Source organism: Rhodobacter sp. SY28-1, assembly GCF_005222785.1.
Taxonomy (GTDB): Bacteria; Pseudomonadota; Alphaproteobacteria; order Rhodobacterales; family Rhodobacteraceae; genus Tabrizicola.
Genome location: NZ_STGH01000001.1, coordinates 787,715 through 806,320 on the forward strand (window position 1 = coordinate 787,715; position 18,606 = coordinate 806,320).

The following is an 18,606-nucleotide window of genomic DNA, read 5'->3' on the forward strand; positions in this document are numbered from 1 at the left end:
AGGACTGTGAAGCGGAACGCCGTATGGGTCCGCTCGTCGTGGACTTTGTCCCTCCTCGCTTGCGGCGCACCGGGTGGTGGTGGATCAGATCAGGAATTCGGACAGCGTTTCGTCTGCGGTGATGTCGCGGAAGGCCAGCCCCGCGGCGTCCATCCGGGCGGTGAAGCCGGAGAACCCTTCGGCCGAGCGGGTTTCGATGCCGATCAGGACGGACCCGAAGTTGCGCGCCGATTTCTTCAGGTATTCGAACCGCGTGATATCGTCATCCGGGCCAAGGAGGTTCAGGAATTCCCGCAAGGCGCCGGGGCGCTGCGGCATGCGAAGGATGAAATACTTTTTCAAGCCCGCATAGCGCTGGGCGCGTTCCTTCACCTCGGGCAGGCGTTCGAAGTCGAAGTTCCCGCCTGACGTCACGCAGACCACGGTCTTGCCGCGGATTTCCTCGGCCAGTTCGGGCAGGACATCGACCGACAGGGCGCCGGCGGGTTCCAGCACGATGCCTTCATGGTTCAGCATCTCCAGCATGGTGACGCAGATGCGGTCTTCGGGGGCAAGGAGGACGTCGGACTGGTCGACCCAGGACAGCCTGCGGAAGGTGTGGTCCCCGACCCGCGCCACGGCGGCCCCGTCGACAAAGCTGTTCACGCGCGAAAGCTTGGCCGGTGCGCCTTCCATCAGCGCGGCGGTCAGGCTGGCCCCGCCAAGCGGTTCCACGAACCGGAACCCGGTTTCGGGCGCGACCTCGCGCAGGTAGCTGGTGACGCCCGAGGCCAGACCGCCACCGCCGACCGGCAGCACGACAAGGTCGGGCGCGCGGCCAAGCTGTTCAAGCAGTTCGACGCCGACCGATGCCTGGCCCTCGATCACGTCGGGGTCGTCGAAGGGCGACAGGAAATGTGCTTGCGCTTCGGCGCACCAGGCCTGGGCGGCGGCCAGGGTCTGGTCGAAATAGTCGCCGGTCAGCACGATTTCGACATTCGAGGCCCCGAAGACGCGGGTCTTGTCGATCTTCTGCTGCGGCGTCGTCACTGGCATGAAGATCGTGCCCTTCACGTCGAAATGGCGGCAGGCATAGGCCATGCCCTGCGCATGGTTGCCGGCGCTGGCGCAGACGAACTGGTGCTGGTCGGGCCGTGTGGCGCGCACCTTGCGCATCGCGTTGAAGGCCCCGCGCAGCTTGTAGCTGCGGACGGGGGACAGATCCTCGCGCTTGAGCCAGATCTCGGCATCGTAGCGTGCGGAGAGGAAGTCGTTCCGCTGCAGCGGCGTCTCGGGGAAGAGGTCGCGGAGGGCGGCCGTGGCGGCGCGGGCGAGGGCGGGAAAGGCGGTCATCTGCCCCCAATGCCGGAAGGCCGGGCGCATGGCAAGGAATGCCTTTGCATGCCGAATTGTGTCCGGCACAGCGCTGTCCTTGCCCTTGCGGAGTTTTCGTTCTAAGCGCCAGCGAAACCGCGATATGGAGCCTTCCCGATGCTGAAGCCCAAGAAAGTCGTCCTTGCCTATTCGGGCGGTCTCGACACCTCGATCATCCTGAAGTGGCTGCAGACCGAATACGGCTGCGAAGTGGTGACCTTCACTGCCGACCTGGGCCAGGGCGAGGAACTGGAACCGGCACGGGCGAAGGCGGTGCTGCTGGGGATCAAGCCCGAGAACATCCATATCGTCGACGTGCGCGAAGAGTTCGTGCGGGACTTCGTGTTCCCGATGTTCCGGGCGAACGCGCTGTATGAGGGGCTGTACCTCTTGGGCACCTCGATCGCCCGGCCGCTGATTTCGCAGCATCTGGTGCGGATCGCGCATGAGACGGGCGCGGATGCGGTGGCGCATGGGGCGACGGGCAAGGGCAACGACCAGGTCCGGTTCGAGCTGTCGGCGGCGGCGTTGGACCCGGCGATCAAGGTGATTGCTCCCTGGCGGCTGTGGGACCTGACGTCCCGCACGAAGCTTCTCGAATTTGCCGAGGCGAACCAGATTCCGATTGCGAAGGACAAGCGCGGGGAGGCTCCGTTCAGCGTGGACGCGAACCTGCTGCATACCTCGTCCGAGGGGCGGGTGCTGGAGAACCCGGCGGAGGAATTCCCGAACTATGTGCTCCAGCGCGTGGTGCCGGTGGAAGAGGCCCCCGATCAGGCCGAGATGGTCGAGATCGGTTTCGAGCGCGGGGATGCGGTGTCGATCAACGGCGAGCGGCTGTCGCCAGCCACGATCCTGACCCGGCTGAACGAGATCGGCGGCAAGCATGGCGTGGGCGTGCTGGATCTGGTGGAGAACCGGTTCGTTGGGATGAAGTCGCGGGGGGTCTATGAGACGCCGGGCGGGACGATCCTGCTGGAAGCGCACCGGGGGATCGAGCAGATCACGCTGGACGCGGGGGCGGGGCATCTGAAGGACTCGATCATGCCGCGCTATGCGGAGCTGATCTACAACGGGTTCTGGTTCTCGCCCGAGCGGGAGGCGCTGCAGGCGCTGATCGACAAGACGCAGGAACACGTGACCGGGACGGTGCGGGTGAAGCTGTACAAGGGCTCGGCCCGGACGGTGGCGCGGTGGTCGGAGCATTCGCTGTATTCCGAAAAGCACGTCACGTTCGAAGAGGATGCGGGGGCCTACGATCAGAAGGATGCCGAGGGCTTCATCCGGCTGAACGCGCTGCGGCTGCGGTTGATCGCAAGCCGGAACGCGCGGGTGGGCAAGAAGTAGCTGTCCACGGTGGACGGGCTTTCTGACTGAGTAAAATCAAGGGGTTGAGGGCGCGAGTTTACGCGCCCTTTACTTTTTGCGGTGTCACGTCCCCAAATTCCTTAAGAAAGGAATTTGTCAAAATCCTTGCTCAAGGATTTTGGGCCTTCGTCCTTCAAAGTGCCAGCTGGGTGACAGCGCGCGCGACGGCGCATACGATGTCGCGGGCATAGGCCGGATCGGTCGTCTGGTCGGCGGCGCGGTGGTAGTTCGGGTTGCCGTCAGGGGCGGGCTCGGTGGGCAGGTTCGCGAAGAAATCCTCGCTGGCCAGCACCGCACCCCAGCCCTGCTGGTGGAAGGCCGCGTGGTCGGAGCGGTTGATCGCGCCGTCATAGACGTTGCGGTCAGGCCCGCCGAAGGTCGAGGTGCCCTTGTAGATCTGCGCCGGGGCCAGTTGGCCAAGCTGGGCGGCGGCGGTCGCCACGCGGTCGGCCAAGGGCACGCTCAGGTCGCGGATCGCGGGGTCGGTGTAGCCAGCGTGCAGTTCGAAGATGCGGTTGGCGTCGGAGTTGTAGCCGATCATGTCCATGCAGATCACGGCGCGGACCGGGGCCTTTGCGGCCTTGAGCGAGGCGGCATAGGCCTTTGATCCGACGAGGCCCGATTCCTCGGCGTTGAAGAAGCAGAAGCGGAGGGTATGGGTCAGCCGTCCGGCATAGGCGCGGAAGTGGCGGGCAAGCGAGAGGACCCCGGCGAGGCCCGAGCCGTTGTCGTCGCGGCCGGGTGCGGGCGAGGTAGGGGCCTGATAGCCCGGCTCGAACCCGGCGGTGCTGTCCATATGCGCGCCGACCACCACAAGGCCCGCGCCGAAGCCCGGCAGGGGGCAGCGGCCTTTCCACCAGGCGAACCAGGGCTGCAACTTGAGGACCCGCTCGATCTCGGTCCGGATGGTGGCGTCCGGAAGGTCATCGAAGCCGTCGGACCAGCTGTCGGGGGCGAGGGTGTCGAGACCGGGCAGCCATTGGTCCGGCGGGGGCAGGGGGCCTGCGTCGCGCAGGATGCGGAGGTACCGGTCCAGGATGTCGGGCTTGATCCGCAGGCGGCCAAGGCCGGGCAGGTCGGCGATGATGTTGGAATGCGTCGCTCCGGCGTGGACGAAGTTGTGCCGCCAGGGGCAGTAGCCCATCGCGCGGAGGTCGGCGATCAGAGCGGTCTCGGCACGCTTGTTGTCGGGGTGGGCCGAGTGGCGCGAGACGATGGGCCCGGCTGCGTCCAAGGGGGCGACCCCGGTGTAGCGGTCGAGGTCGGCGGTGTAGTTCGCGGTGATGACGGAACAACGCGGGCGGATGTTGGCGAGGATCTTGCGGATTTCGGGGTCGAGTTCGACGGCCTCCAGGATCTCGGGCAGCTTGCCCACGTCGGGGACGTCGAAATCGGCGGCTTCGCTGATGGCGGGTTGGAGGAGACCGGGGTCGGGAGCCAGGAATTCGGCATGGCCGTGGCCGCCGTGAAGGTGGAACGCCTCGGCCGATTCGCCGGGTTTTAGGGCGATGAGGATCTGGCCTGGTTCGCTGTAAATGATCGGACGGCCGACAAGGACGGTGGCGAGGTCGTCGTGGTCCTGGTCGTGGCCATCGTGGCCAGCGGGGTCGCCGTCGATGCGCGCCCAGACGAGGTCTTCGGTTGCGGGGTCGTAGTTCAGCGGGAAGACCGAAAGGCCCAGCGTCGCGGCATCTGCCAACGCGGAGGGGGGAAGGAGGGCGATCAGCGCCCAGCCTTCGCCAGCAGTTTCCGGCGCGGGCTGGAACTGCATCGGGATCGCGCCTGTCGCAAGGGCAAAGCGGTGCAGCACGTCGCGCGGGCCGGCGATGCGGGCGGCCACCGGGGCTGTGCCCTTCGCGAGCATGGGGATGAGTGCGGGATGGGCGGCAGGGGTGAAGCCTGCGGCCTTTGCCTCGCCCCTTAGGCGACGGTCGGCGGAGACGAGGGCGGTGGCGGGGTCGCCGCCGGAGAGACCTTGCAGACCGTAGGTCAGGGGGCCGAGAGGCAGGATGCGCAGGCCGGTCGGGGCGAAGCCGGACAGCATGTCGGCCCCCGGCATCTCGTCAGCCCCGGGGATGGCGAGGAGGATTTCGACGCCGGAGAGGGAGGTCGCTGGGTCCTGCAGGGAGGGCGCGAGGTCGAGGCCGAGAAGGCGACCGTCGTCTTCGCGCAAGCTGCCGCTGGTCTGGTCAAGGACGATGATGGCGCGGGTGATGGGGGTCATGGGGGTCTCCTGAGGTCAGGGCGTGGGGGCGCCGTAGCGCAGGCGGAGAAGGCGGGTGCCGCACCAGCTGCGGGAGAGGATGAACATGCGGTCGAACTGGGTGTCGGTCAGCTCGGTCACTCCGGCAGAGCCGAGGGCGGCGGCGATGTCGTCCACCGTGTTGGAATGGGCGACGACGAGGACGGTGCGGCCGGGGTGGCTGGCGCGGATCGTCGCGGCAAGGGCGGCGGCGTCGTTGGCGTTGTAAAGGGTCGGTTGCAGGCCCGCGGCTTGCGCGGCGGGGGTGCCGGTCTGGCGCGAGCGGAGCGTGTCGGTGACGAAGACGGCACCGAGGTTCGCGTCCTGCAGCATTCCGGCAAGAAGCGCGGCGCGGGCCTGACCGGCGGGGGTGAGCGCCGGGTCGGCCCCGGCCCCGCGTTCGGCATGGCGGATCAGGATGACGGTGGAGGTCCAGAGGAACAGCGCGAACTTGCGCTTGATCGTCGCTGTGGGCGGGATGTCGTGGACCCTGATGAGCCCGGCCTCCGGCGGCCCGGGTGGTGGCTTTGCCATGGAAAATGCCCTTGTGAAATCATCGGTGCGAGAGGGCCGGGACCTTGCTGGCCCCGGCCCGGTCCTGCTACGGTCAGTCGTCGGAGAAGTCGATTTCCAGCCGCATCGTCTTGATCCCGCGCGCGCCGCTGTCGGTGTCCTCGCCCCGAAGGATCTTCAGGATTTCCTCCATCGTGGGCTTGCGGGTGCGGATCGGGCGGTCGGGCAGTTTCGGCGGCCAGTCCTTCGGGCCGTCGTGCGGGCCGTCCTTCGGATCGTCGTCATCCGGTTCTCCGGGGTCGTCGTCGTGTTTTCCGGTGCCGAAGTCGAGCTTGTAGCTCATCCCGCCCGAAACCTCGCCGTCGATCAGGGTCTGGATCCGGATCTCGTCATCCTTGCGCGAGATCGACTGCTTGAGGAGGTCGGCGTCGAACTCTTTCCCCGGGGTCAGCACGAAGAGGACCTTGCGCTGTTCGCGGGGGCCGAGTTCGAACTTTCCGGCACCGGCCGACTTGATTGCCAGTTTCCAGCCGAGTTTCTGCAGGAACTTGGGCAGGGTGACCTGGACCTGGACCTTGACCGCCTTCTTGAACGGGTTGCGGATCCAGATCCAGTGCTTGCCGAGGAGCTTGAGGATGTCGAGCAGCGTCGGCCGGACGGGCGAGATGTTGCGCTGGCCGATGTTGTTGTCGAAGGGCACGAAGCGGTGTTCGGGGATCGTGCCCTGGATCGTGGTGTCGTTGCCGGGGTCGCCGTCGGCGTGGGAGATGGCCATCAGGCATTCGTGGCCGACAACGGTGGGGACAAAGCGGAACGGGCCGAGGATGACGCTGGCGCCGGGGGCGAGGGGGCCGGGGGCGGAAAGCGTGGGCGTGTCCATCGCCGCCCAGTCGTCGGGGAAGGCAAGGCCGGTTCCGGGCAGGGCATGGTAGGCGTCGACGCGGACGTTCTGGGCGGGGAGAAGGCCGCGGTTCTTGACCCGGACGTACATGTAGCTTTTGAAGCCGACGAGCGGGTTCTGGTGTGTGAGGCCTCCGTCAGGGCGGCGGCGGACCCACATGTCCTGGCAGGACCAGTGGTTCGGCTGGTAGGTGTATTCGCCGTTGCGGCCGTCATTGATGTAGACGTCGACATCGGGCGGGTTGCCCTCGCGGTTCACCGTCTGCGGCTGGCCGGGGGCGGCACCGGGCTGGAACAGGCCCTGCTTCTCAAACGCCCAGCGGATCACCTTGTGCAGCGCGCCGCCGGGGATGCCCTTGAACGCAGTCGTGGTTCTGTCGGCGGTCTGGAGCTGTCCGACGAAGACCTCGGGGAAGGCGGTGGTCGAGGCGAGGAGACCAATGGCCTTGAAGATCAGGAAGGCCGTGGTCTGGGCCGCGCGCCGCTGGGTGGCGATCTGGGCTGCGTCCCCGCCGATTGACCGGTAGAAGCGGAAGAGCGTGGTGGAGAGCACCTGCTCGCCGCCGTACTGGGTGTTCCAGCGCGGGCCGAACCAGGCCCAGCCATCGGCGATGCTGCGGTCGTGGCGGCGGTCGATGTTCAGGCCCGCCGCCGTCCAGGGGAAGGTCATGAAACGGTCTGGGGCCTGTGAGCCGGGGTCGTTCAGGACGGCGGCAAGGGTGTCGCCCGCGGAATGGGCGAAGCCAAAGTTGGGGCTGTTGACGTGGTCCCACAACAGTGCATGGCCGAATTCATGCCAGACGACGCGGTTGTCGGTGGCGATGCCGATGGTCTGGCCTGCGATCATCTTGCCGTAACGGAACTCCAGGAGGCCGTTCCCCATCGCATTGCCGGGGGCCTGGGCGTTGATCGCGTCTCCCAAGGCGCGGAAATCGCAGGGCACCGGGAAGGTGGTTCCATTGAAGTAGGAGGCGACATTGAAGCCGTAATCCTCCATCGTGCGGAACAGCCGGTCGTTGTTGTGATAGCAGTTCGTCGCGTTGAACTCTTCGGTCTGGGCGTTAAAATTGAAGGCGCCCGCGTTGTTTGGCACCGTCGGCGCGGCCTGCACCGGGGCCTGGGTTTCGGCGATCCGGACGTAATTGCCAGTCAACGTCTGGGGCGCGGCCGGGGTGATCCCGGCAAGCGTCACCGAGTTCCGGAACGGGTTCAGGACGGCGTTTGTCGAGGCGGCAGAGACTGCAGCCCCGGTCTGGGTCTGCGGGTCGCGGTCAAAGACGAGGCCCGTGGCGCAGGCCACCAGCGCGCGAAGATAGAGGACCTCGCCCGACTTCGGTTCCACCAGCGCACGCCAGTTGACCTGGGCCTGCCCCTTTCCCATCGCGGCCTGGAAAAGGACCTCGTCGCAGATGTAATGCTTGCCCTTGGCCAGCCCCTTCAGCTTGGGCGCGGGCAGATGCGGCAGGTCAACACCCGGACCGCCGATGCAGCCTTCGTGGTCGTGGGCTTCCTCGCGCTGGTCGGGCTCATAGCGCAGGACGACCTGGCGCTCGATCCTGGCGTTGTCCATGTCGGGAAGCTCGAAACCCAGCATCTTGGCCAGTGCGGTGCGGCTGACCTTGCGGGTGCCGCCATCGGACTTGGCGCCGGGATTTTCCACCTTGATCTCGGCATGCATCGAGGACTGGACGGATTCCAGCGCCAGGCTGTCACCGTCCATCTGCATGCCAAGCCGGGCGCCGAAGATATCAAGGCCCATCACGGTCTGCTGGTAGACGACGACCTTGGTGCCGACGATGTCCTTTTCAGAGTCGAATTCGGCTACGGGCATGTCGCCTGCGCCTTCCAGCGCGGGGTCACCTGCCATCCGGGTTCCTTCAAGGCCAAGCATGCCTTGCATGGATTTCATGTAGTGTTCAGCCGCAAGCTGCGGCGTGGACAGAGTCGTGGCGCTTTCGAGTGTCGAGGCTTCGGTGCCTTGCACAAAGACGACTTCGCCATACTCGTTGCGAACAACGGTCTCGGCCATCGTGTTTCCTTCCTGAATATGTTGGCCAGCAATAGCGGCCTGAATGAATAGGCGCGGGTCCGGAGAAATCCGGGGGAAGCTAAGGTTTTGGTGACTTAAAGCAGGGCGCGGACAATCCGGAAGCGCCTGTCCCCGACATTACTGCAAATGGCCGAGTCGGCCAAATCCTCATTCAACCTGCGGCGGAACCTGACGCATTATTCACGCAATCCGGCGCGCGAATACGTTATGATACGGTGTATTGTTGAACACATGATATTCTTCGACCGCTGCGCTGCCGGTCCAAAGGGCAAGGGATTTCGTCCGCCGCCCCAGCGCAACGGTCCTGTCCTGACGACGCATGTACCGCTTGCAATTTGGAGGCTGGCCGATGTCGCACTTTTATGGATTGCCGTTTCTTCGCACCCTGATGGCCGAGGCCACCAAGTCCGATGCGCGATCGGTCTATGATCCGGACCGGCTGCGCTTTGCCCTGACGGTTCTGCCGGGGGCGGGTGACCTGAAGGCACTGCGGGCGCGTCTGGCGACGGTGCTGGGCTCGGACCGATTCGGGCTGGAGCCGATGTTCGACACGGTCGAGCCGGGCGAGCCGGTGACCTACACCTTCACGCCGAACGGTCTGGACCGGACCCTGCCCGAAGACGTGCTGTTCAGCATTGCGGGTGATCTGCGGGTCGAGCTGGGACTGATCGCCTGTGACCCCGACCTGGGGGCCACGGCCTATGCCGAGCCGGTGAAGGACGTGCCGTCGGCCACCGAAGGCGTGGTGATGGATGCGGTCTGCTGGGTGAAGGGCGATGCGCCCGAACCGAAAACCTGGGCGCTGGACAAGGCGCGGGTGTTGCAGGCCTGGGCGAAGTCGCCGGGCAAGGGCAAGGGGATCGTGGTCGCGCAGCCCGATACCGGGATCACCGACCATACCGAGTTCGCCGACACCACCATTGATTTTACCAAGACGTTGAACCTTGTCGAGGGTGGGACCAAGCCGACCGATCCGCTGTCATCGTCGATGTCGAACCCCGGGCATGGGACGGGGACCGGGTCGGTCGTCGCCTCGGGCGAAGGCGGCAAGATGAAGGGCTCGGCGCCCAAGGCGACGCTGGTGCCGATCCGCTGCATCAATGACGTGAAGATCTTCAACGCAGCCCCGGTGGCGAAGGCCATCGACCATGCCGTCCAGAAAGGGGCGCATGTGATCTCGATGAGCCTGGGGGGCATCCCGTCCTTTGCGCTGCGGCAGGCGATCAAGCGGGCGATTGCGAAGGATGTGATCCTGTTGGCGGCGGCGGGAAACTGCGTGGGGCTGGTGGTCTGGCCCGCGGCCTATCCCGAGATGATCGCGGTGGGGGGGACCAACATCCACGACAAGAAATGGAAGGGGTCGTCGCATGGGCCTGCGGTCGATTTCTCGGCCCCGGCAGAGCATGTCTGGAAGGCGGTGGCGACCGATCCGGCGGCGCCCAAGACCAAGATCGAGGGCGGGCAGGGGACGTCGTTTGCCACGGCGCTGAGCGCGGGGGTGGCGGCCCTGTGGCTGGGCCATCATGGCCGGGCCAAGGTGATCCAGGCGGCGCGGGCGCGGGGGGCCAGCGTGCAGGCGCTGTTCCGGACGGCGGTGCAGCAGACGGCGCGGCGGCCGGCGGGGTTCCCCTCGGGGCTTGGCGCGGGGGTGGTCAATGCCGAGGCTCTTCTGGGGCTGGCCTTGGGTGACATCGCCTCGGCCGTGGTGGAATCGGCGTTTGAGGACCCGAGCGGCGGAATCGACGAGGCGCTGACGCGGCTTCTGGGACCGGGCAAGGCGGACCCGGAGTTCGACTGGGACGCGCTGGGGCCCGAGGTGGCGGCGCTGGCGATTGCCGACTCGCGGGCCGGGCGCGACGCACGGGGGCCGGGGCGCGAGACGCGGGCGTTCCGGCGGGCCTCGGCCGAGCTGATCGAGGCGGCGGCGGGCAGCCGCGACCCGCGTCTGGCGCAACTGGCCCTGCGCGGCAGCCCGCCCGCGCCCGCGATCATCATGCCCGCGCCGGTGGACGGGGCGCGGTTGGCCAAGGTCCTGTCGGGCTTGGGTGCGGCGGCGCAGCCGGGGCTGTCGGTGGAATCGGCATCAGGCGTGGACCCGAAGGAGGGTCAGGCGCGGCTGAATGCGACGGGGCGCAAGGCGGCGCTGGCTCCGTTGCAGCGGCGGCTGGAGAAGAGCGAGAAGACGGTCGACCTGAACCGGCTGGACCGGGGCCTTGCGACGCTGCACCGCGAGGGGACCTCGGCCCGGCTGGGTGAGACCACGCTGATGCAGCTTGAGGCACTGGTGTCGCTGACCGAACGGCCTGCGCTGGCGGTAAGCTATCGCACGACGCCCGAGGGCAAGGAGCTGCAGACCATCGACACGACGGACCCCGAGCTGGGCCGCTTTGCCGGGCTGATCGAGCTGGCGCGGCCGGACCTGGAGGCGGGGCCGCTGCAGGCGGTGGGGCGGATCGACGGGGATGGCATCCATCTGGGCACGGGCTTTGTGGTGGGGCCGGGGCTCGTGATGACCAACCGGCATGTGCTGGAGGAATTCGCAAGCCCCCTGCCGCGCGCCGACAAGCCGAAGCGCTGGCAGATGGTGCGGACGACGACGATCGACTTCTCGCCCTCGGGCAACGATCCGGCGCAGAAGTTCGCGGTCGAGGCGGTGGCCTTCGCGGGGCCGCAGCAGATCCAGCGGCTGCCGATCAGCTTTGCCAAGCTGGACATGGCGCTGCTCAAGGTCCAGACGGTGAATGCGGCGGGAATGGCGCTGCCGAAGGCGTTCACGGTGAACCAGGACGCGGGTTGGCGCGGGGCGGATGCGAACCTGTTCGTCGTGGGCTTCCCGGCCCCTCCGGGCGCGGTGCCGCGCGACGAGAGGGGGGCGCTGCGCCACGACGTCATCGAACGGCTGCGCGAGATCTTCGGCCTGAACTACCGGCGCAAGTACTTCAGCCCCGGCCTGGCGCAGGCAGGAACGCAGCCCTGGGTCTTCAACCACGATGCGACGACGCTGGGCGGCAATTCCGGATCGGTCATCGGCGCGCTGAGCGGGGACCTTCCGGCAGTGGGTCTGCATTTCGCGGGTGACTGGCTACGGGCGAACCACGCGCATGACCTGGCGGTGGTGCGGGCGAAGGCGCCGGCATTTGCGGCGCTGTTCCCATGACCGAGGCGGCCCTGACCCCCACGCAGGCTGAAGCCCTGGCGAAAGGGATCACGGGCAGCCGGCTGGCCTTTGCGGCGGTCTATGACGAGACCGCCGCGCGGATGGGGCGCGACCTGCCCGACTTCAAGACGGTGGCGCTGGGCATCCACGATCCGCGCGCGGCCTTCGAGGCGGCGCTGATAGAGACGGGAAAGACGGACCCGCCCTGGCACCGGGTGCTGCTGGCCGAATTGGCCACGCAGGGGATGATCGACCTGACCGAGGCGCTGGATGCCCCGGGCAGCGCCGCGGGCGGGTTGTCGATCCTGCCGCAGAATGCGGATGGCTCGGCCCTGAATGCGGCGGACTTCAGCAAGGTGATCGCCCCCGCCCTGCGCATGGCCGATCTGTTGCACGCCTTCAGCCTTGCAGCGCGCAGGCTGTGCCTGATCACGGTTGCAGGCGAGACTTCACCCAGCAAGGGAACGGGGTTTCTGGTCGGTCCGCAGACGGTGCTGACCAACCATCATGTGGTCGCGGACCTTATCGACCCGATCACCGGCAAGGCCAAGGACGGGAGCGCCGCCAAGATCTCGTGCAAGTTCGAGACGCTGACCGAGATCACCGGACGCAGCTATGCCGTGGCCGACGACTGGCTGATCGACTTCAGCCCGGTCGACCTGAACCCCGTCGCCAATCCAGCGCCAGCCGCGGGGCCAAAGCGGCTGGACTACTGCGCGATCCGCCTGAAAGGCGCGCCGGGGCGAGAGCGCGGCTGGTATGACCTGACCCAGACCGGCGCGCTGGACAAGGATACCGACGCTTTCTTCGTGTTCCAGCATCCGCATGGCGTGCCGCAAAGGGCGGCCTTCGCGACCCACACCGCCGTCGAGCCCAACAAGGATTTCCTGCGGCACAATGTCTGGACCTCTCCCGGATCGTCGGGCGGCCTGTGCTTGGACAACCGGCTGCGGCCCATCGCCATGCACCAAGGGTCAGTTCTCGGGGGCGGGGCGGAGCCGCGCAGGCGGGCGATCCGGCTGGAGGCGATCAGGCAGGCGGCCAAGGACCTTGAGCGTGTCGATCCGAAGCTGGACCGGATCTCGCAACTGTCGGACGGCTCGGCCGCGGTGATCGGCCGGGATGCAACGCAGTCGACCTTGCGGATGATGGCCGAGGGGAGAGGCACCTATATCCTGGTCATCCGGGGCGCGGCGCAAAGCGGAAAGACCTTTTCCTCGCTGCTGCTGCGCGATTCGATCCCGGGGGAGCAGCGGGTCATCATCAGCCTGACCGCGGGCCGCCTGCCTGCCGATGCCCGGGACCTTGCGAGGGCTATCCTGCGGCAGGCGGGGCTGTCAGAGGCCGAGATCAAGCGGCTTTTTGCGCCGCTGGCGACGCTGACGACCTCGGCCGCGACCGTTGCCGATGTCTTCGCGATCCTAAAGCGGGCCTTGCAGGGGATCGCGGGGTCCGGCACGCCGCCGGGCAAGCTTGTGTGGCTGCTGATTGACGATCTGGACAAGGTAAAGCTGCCGCAGATCGGGTCGCGGACCCTGCTGGATCACATCTACAGCGATGGCGAGCTGGAACAGATCATGCGCATCGTCCTGATCGGTCTGTCGGATACGCTGGTCAACGTGGGGCCGGACAAGATTTCGACCGAGGTGCTGGCCGATCCGGGGAAGGTGGACCCGAAGGAGATCGAGGAGTGCCTGGGACGGCTTCTACAAGAGGCGGGCAAGGTGACCTTGGCCGAGACGGCAAGCCTGCAGGCGCGGCTGGTGGCCTATTCGGCCACTGAACTGAAGAACTGGATGAGGAATACCAGCCCGTTGGCCCGGATGTCCGGCTTTGTCTCGCGCGTCTACATGAAGGCGATCCGGTGATGGCAGACAATGCCGCAAGCGACGACCTGCCCTGTGCTGCCCTGTTGGGCGTGTTCGATCCGAACAGGCTGATCGACAGCAATGCCCCGGACCGGGATGCGCGTCTGCGGGCGCAGGCGGCGGTGGCGATCGAAGTGCCGTCCACGGTCCCGACTCCGTTCTCGGCGGATGCGCCGGTTGAGGTGCGCTGGTTGTGGCGGCTGACGCCGGACGGACAGCGGATGGGGCTGGCACAGCTGCCTGAGGGCGCGGCGCGGGCGCGGCTTCTGAAGAAGGTGAGAGCGATCGGCGGCGACGCGATGACCGCGGCGTTTCTTCTGTTGCTGGAGGGCGGGGAGCGCGCGCCAAACTTTGTCAGGCCGCGTGGCAAGGTGCCCAAGTCCGAGGACTTGCCGCAGCTGTTGCGGCTGATGCAGGCGCTGGAGCTTCTGAACAGCGTGCAGGTGCCGCTCGAGGGCTGGGCCGCGGATGCCGACCTGTCCCGGTCGCTGGCGCAGTCAACAGTCAAGGCCGACAAGCGGGCGGCGAGTGCGCAGATCCTGCCGTGGACGCTGCAGGGGCGGCGGGCCGAGCTTGCGGCGCTGAAACGGTTTGCGACGCTGGGACAGGTCTCGACCCCGCCCTTCGTGCCGGGTGACATGAACCAGACGCCCTTGCCGGGGGCCACGCCGACGGTGATCCTGTCCGGTCTGGGGGGCAGCGGGAAATCGGCGCTGCTGGAGGCGTTGCGGCGGCGGCTGGCCGAGACGGCGTCGATCCTGCAGGTGACCTTCGACCTTGACCAGCCCGCGTTGCGGGCGGGGCATCGGGTGGCGCTGACGCAAGAGCTTATGCGGCAGATCGGTCAGGCGCGGCCCGCGCTGGATGCCAGGCTGTCCGAGATCCGGCAGACCCTGCGCGGCGGGGTGGCGATGACGACGGAAGGCATCGACCCCAGCCGCGAGGCGAGTGCGGTCTATGCCAGCCTGACCGACCTGAACACGCTTCTGTCGGCGGATGGCAAGGACGAGGCGATCCGTCTGGTCCTGATCTTCGACACGTTCGAGGAGGCGCTGATCCTGGGGCCCGACCGGGTGCGGCTGATCGCGGACTGGATCGGGCTGGTGGGCCAGCATCGGCTGAGCCCGCGCGTGATCCTGTCGGGGCGCGAGGCGAGCAGCCTGGTACAGATGTCGCTGCCGGGTCTGGCGGTGGAGGGGACGCTGCTTCTGGGCGAGCTGACGGTGGCGGGCGGGCGCGCGCTGCTCCGCGATCAGTTCGACCGCCGCGGGATCGCGGCTGGGGCGCTGGTGCCGAAGCTGGTCGAGGTCTTCGGTGCGGACCCGCTGACCCTGATGATGCTGGCGCGGTTTGCCGAGGGCATAGAGAAGGCGGGCGGCGACAGCCTTGGCGCGCTGACCGATCTTGCCAGGGGCGGGGCGTCCGAGGCGCGGGAGCAGCTGGACGGCGAGATGCGACAGACGTTCCTGATGTCGCGCATCCTGAACCGGCTGCCCACCAGGGAGCTGGTGGCGCTGGCCAGCCCGGGGCTGGTGCTGCGGCAAGTGACCCCGGAGCTGATCCGCGAGGTGCTGGCGGGGCCGTGCAAGCTGAAGGACGGGCTGACGCTGGCCGAGGCGGAGGAGCTGTTCGACAAGCTGGACGACATGGTCTGGCTGGTGCAGCGGCCGTCCGGCGAGGAACGGGTGGTCGTCCATGTCCCGGCACTGCGGCGGCGGATGCTGCCGCAGCTCTTGAAGCACGAGACAGCGCAGGCGGTGATCGCGGCGGCGGTCGGCTGGTACGAGGCGCGGGCCGCCGAAGGCGAGCCGGGGGCGGAGTACGAGGCGATGTACTATCGCGCGCTGGGCGATCCGGAGAGCCTGCCCGAGGACCCGGCGGTGCTGCGGGCGCTGGCCGATCACCTGGGCGCGGCCGTGGCGGACCTGGACTTTGCCGAGGAGCGCTTCCGCAACGCGCTGGGCCGGGTAGTGAGCCGCGCGACGGTGGAAACCCTGGCGCCCGGGGCGGCGCGGAAGGGCGCGCGCGATCGGCGGCGGAAGTTCCAGTTGTCGGAGGGGCTGGAAAGCTCGGTCGTCGAAGAGGCGGTCGCGGCGGGCGAGATCGGCGAGTCCGGGGCGCCTGCCGGGGCCACGGCGGCAGGCGGGCCGATGCCGGCGGATCTGGTCGCGGCGCGCTTTGCGGCGCTGGACCTGGCGCCGGTCGCCGCCGAAGCCCCGCGGCTGGCGCGGAGCCTTCTGGACGGGATCATCGCCTCGGCCACCGCGTCGGCACCCGGCGAGATGACGTCCGAGAACTTGCAGGACCTGTCCGTCGCGGCCTTGCAGGCGGCCACGGCCTGTCTGGAGCCCGAGGTGGGTCCGGGGTCGCGGGCCGAGTTGACCGGGGCGGTGCAGGAGTGGCTGCAGAACGGGCAACAGCGCGCCCTGCTGATGGAAAGCTATGGCGGTGTCCTGCAACAGTCACCCCAGCTTTGGCCTGCCTGGATGGGCGGGGTGCTGGTTCTGTCACTGGCCGGGGGCGGGGCGCTGGCCCGTCTGGGCGAGGCCGTACCGCAGGCGGTGCGCGGGATGGCGCGAAGTGCGCACAGTCCCTACGCCTGGCGTGCCTTGCGCACTGCCGGGCCGTTGCGCGAGGGCGATGCGGTCAAGGGCATGGCGTTGGCCTATCTTGCGACCGAAGTGCTGCCGCTGGTGGCGGCCAGTGTGATCCGGCCCGTCGATCCCGACAAGGGCGCTGAGGAGGGCGACGTTTCGCAGGCATTCCGGTCGATGCTGAGTGCGCAAGGGCAGGTGTCGATCAGCGATCACAACCGGATCGAGACGATCCTCTACCGGCAAGAGGTGACGCTGCAGGACAGGTTGCCGCTTCTGGCCGGGCTGCCCGGTGCGGTGCCGGGGCGGTTGCCCGAATTTCATGGCGCGTTCCGGCTTGTGCTGGGCAAGGAGGACATGCCGGTGTCCGCCGTGCAGTCGGCCGTCTCGACCGTGGCGCGGTATGTGCCCTGGTGGCCGAAGGAGCTGCGGGCCGAGGCCTTCTCCCAGGTGCCGTTCAGCCCGACGCTGATTTCGTCGCTGATCGACACGGCGGACCGCTGCGGGCGGTTGCCGGATCTGGCGGCGGAACTGGCCCGACCGGAGGACAGCCCGACAGCCTGCAAGCGGTTGTCGGCGCTGATCGGCGCGACCGTCGCGCAGTACCGCACGGCGGCGGGGGTGCCACCGGGCTAAAGCGGGCTGCGGGGCAGGTTGGCCGGTTGGCCGTTCCAGGTTCCCGACAGGCTGACAGCCTCGTCCGCGCGGTTGTTGTGGTAGGTCAGCTGCCCGGTTTGCGCCCCGGAGATGCCAAGGTCGAGGGTCAGCCAACCCGTCCCATCCTCGGTCGACACCTCGGTTCCGCGGCCATCCACGGCCAGTTTGGGCCAGAAGCTGCAAGCGTCGAAACGGTAGTCGGAGCCCTCTTCCCCTGGCTGGGCGAACACCGTGCCGCCGAAGGGGCAGCCATAGGTTGCCGGGTGCTGGCCATCCCACCCGGCCAGAGGAATGAGGCTGGTCAGTTCGGTTTCCACCGCCCGGGCGACCGACAGCGGCTCGGCCATCTGGGCGGGATCGGTCAGCGTCAGCGGCTGGTAGGGGCTCATCGCATCCTGTTCGCACAGCTGTTCCTGCGCGGCAGGCAGGGTGCCGTCGTACAGAAGCGCCTGAACGATGGTATCCGGACAGGCGAAGCCCCGGCCCCAGATCACGTGCGGGCCGCCGCGCATGAAGACGCCGTAGGCGTTGGCGGCGTTGTCGAGGACGGAATAGGCCATGCTGATCGGCGTGATCGGATCGTGGTCGCCGTTCAGGACCAGCGTCGGCCAGTCGCCCCCGGCATAGGGCGCGGGTCGCGTGCTCTGCCCCTGATGCGGCCAGAGCGCGCAGGCAACCCGTTCCATGTAATAGGCCCGAAGGAGGCGCGGGGCCTGCGGTGCGAAGGCGCGGGCTTCGTCCAGGATGCGGCGGGCGCGGGTTTCCGGCAGGCCTTCACCGCTGTCGTAATCGGTGCAGGTGATCGCGTAATAGGCGGCGCCATACCAGCCGGCGTCCTCGATCCCGATCTCGGTTTCGGGGTCGATGTAGGTGTTCACATAGCCCAGCTGCAAGATTGGGACGAGATTGCCCTGCCGGGCCGCGGCCAGAGTGCGCAGGAACTCGGCCCGGCCTTCGGGCGAATAGAGCGCGTAGAAGGCATTCGCTTCCAGTAGCCCGGTGGTCAGGAGGCGGGAGGCCTTGGTCCCGTCGGCCAGCGGATAGGGCACCGGCACCGGGGCCTGTGCCACCCGGGCGGCCAGATCGTCATAGGCCGCCGCCGCGCCGCCGGGGAAATCCTGCGCGCAGGCGGGCAGCGCGTCGCACAGGGTGAAGGTTTCCGCCAGAAGCGCCTCGGCTGCCAGCGTGTAGCGGCGGTAGAAGCCTTCGGCCGACAGCGTCAGGTCGACCACCCCGTCGAGGATCACCCCGCGCACGGCGCCGGGAACCTGGGTGGCATAGGCCTGGACCAGCTGGGTGCCGTAGCTTTCGCCGTAAAGCCAGACCTTCGGCGCGCCGAGGGACTGGCGGAACAGTTCGGAATCACGGATCGCCGCGTCGGTGGAGACATGGGCGAGCAGGGCGTCGGCGTCGAGTTCCGCGGTGCAGTCGGTGACATAGGCCTGGGCCATCGCAAGGATCGCATCGGGATCGTCGAGCGAGGCCGGGGCGGTGTCGAACCGGGCCTGGGCGGCGGGGCAGGACAGGCCATGTATCGGCCCGGTGCCGCGCTGGTCGACAAAGACGATGTCCATGTTCTCGACCAGGCTGGGGTCGAACGAGGACAGATAGGAATCCGCCGAGGCCAGACCCGAACCGCCCGGCCCGCCGACGAAATAGAACAGGATGCCCCGGCTTTCGTTGGTGGCGAAGGAGAGGGCGAAGGTGATCTCCAGCGTGTTCGACGGGTCGTTGGCGCTGTGGTCCAAGGGCACGGTCAGCGTGGTGCAGGACAGGGAGCCGCCGTCGCAGGGGAAGAGGTCGAGGCCCGAGGCGGCATCCTGCAGCGAGATTTCGGCGAAGGCGGGTCCGGCAAGCAGCCCCAGGGCAAGTACGGCGTGACGCATCGGGGCCTTTCGGGATTC

Annotated in this window: 9 protein-coding genes; 4 read left to right on the forward strand and 5 right to left on the reverse strand. The window is 67.8% G+C overall.

The annotated features are described in order from the left end of the window. Window positions 1–84: 84 nt before the first annotated feature. Window positions 85–1,332: a threonine ammonia-lyase IlvA gene (gene ilvA / locus E8M84_RS03910; RefSeq protein ID WP_137109854.1), complete on the reverse strand. Its 1,248-nt coding sequence runs from the start codon at window positions 1,330–1,332 to the stop codon at window positions 85–87. Window positions 1,333–1,470: 138 nt separating this feature from the next. On the opposite strand from ilvA, the gene E8M84_RS03915 reads away from it, so the two are divergent. After that, the gene (locus E8M84_RS03915; protein WP_137109855.1) at window positions 1,471–2,700 is read left to right on the forward strand and encodes an argininosuccinate synthase; all 1,230 of its coding nucleotides are present in this window, start codon (window positions 1,471–1,473) and stop codon (window positions 2,698–2,700) included. Between the two features lie 154 nt (window positions 2,701–2,854). Here the strand turns inward: E8M84_RS03915 and E8M84_RS03920 are convergent, their stop codons facing one another. From E8M84_RS03920 to E8M84_RS03930, 3 genes are all read right to left on the reverse strand, one after another. Further along, a complete protein-coding gene (locus tag E8M84_RS03920; RefSeq protein WP_137109856.1) occupies window positions 2,855–4,945 on the reverse strand; it encodes a M28 family metallopeptidase in 2,091 nt (696 codons plus the stop codon). Between the two features lie 15 nt (window positions 4,946–4,960). Next, the gene (locus E8M84_RS03925; RefSeq protein ID WP_137109857.1) at window positions 4,961–5,497 is read right to left on the reverse strand and encodes a phosphoglycerate mutase family protein; all 537 of its coding nucleotides are present in this window, start codon (window positions 5,495–5,497) and stop codon (window positions 4,961–4,963) included. A gap of 73 nt (window positions 5,498–5,570) precedes the next feature. Next, window positions 5,571–8,405, reverse strand: a complete 2,835-nt coding sequence (locus E8M84_RS03930) for a hypothetical protein (RefSeq protein WP_137109858.1) — start codon at window positions 8,403–8,405, stop codon at window positions 5,571–5,573. Between the two features lie 370 nt (window positions 8,406–8,775). Here E8M84_RS03930 and E8M84_RS03935 point away from each other — a divergent pair, with 370 nt between their 5' ends. Genes E8M84_RS03935 through E8M84_RS03945 form a run of 3 tightly spaced genes read left to right on the forward strand, consistent with a single transcriptional unit; the run spans window position 8,776 to window position 16,681 of the window. Continuing rightward, the gene (locus E8M84_RS03935; protein WP_170971846.1) at window positions 8,776–11,583 is read left to right on the forward strand and encodes a S8 family serine peptidase; all 2,808 of its coding nucleotides are present in this window, start codon (window positions 8,776–8,778) and stop codon (window positions 11,581–11,583) included. After that, window positions 11,580–13,451, forward strand: a complete 1,872-nt coding sequence (locus E8M84_RS03940) for a serine protease (protein ID WP_137109860.1) — start codon at window positions 11,580–11,582, stop codon at window positions 13,449–13,451. Before E8M84_RS03935 ends, E8M84_RS03940 begins: the two co-directional genes overlap by 4 nt. Continuing rightward, window positions 13,451–16,681 (forward strand): ATP-binding protein, encoded by a 3,231-nt coding sequence (locus E8M84_RS03945; protein ID WP_137109861.1) that lies wholly within the window; start codon window positions 13,451–13,453, stop codon window positions 16,679–16,681. Before E8M84_RS03940 ends, E8M84_RS03945 begins: the two co-directional genes overlap by 1 nt. On the opposite strand, the gene E8M84_RS03950 is transcribed toward E8M84_RS03945, so the two are convergent. Beyond that, entirely contained in the window at window positions 16,678–18,588 is a 1,911-nt protein-coding gene (locus E8M84_RS03950) for an alpha/beta hydrolase (protein ID WP_137109862.1), read from the reverse strand. The genes E8M84_RS03945 and E8M84_RS03950 overlap by 4 nt on opposite strands. Window positions 18,589–18,606: the final 18 nt, after the last annotated feature.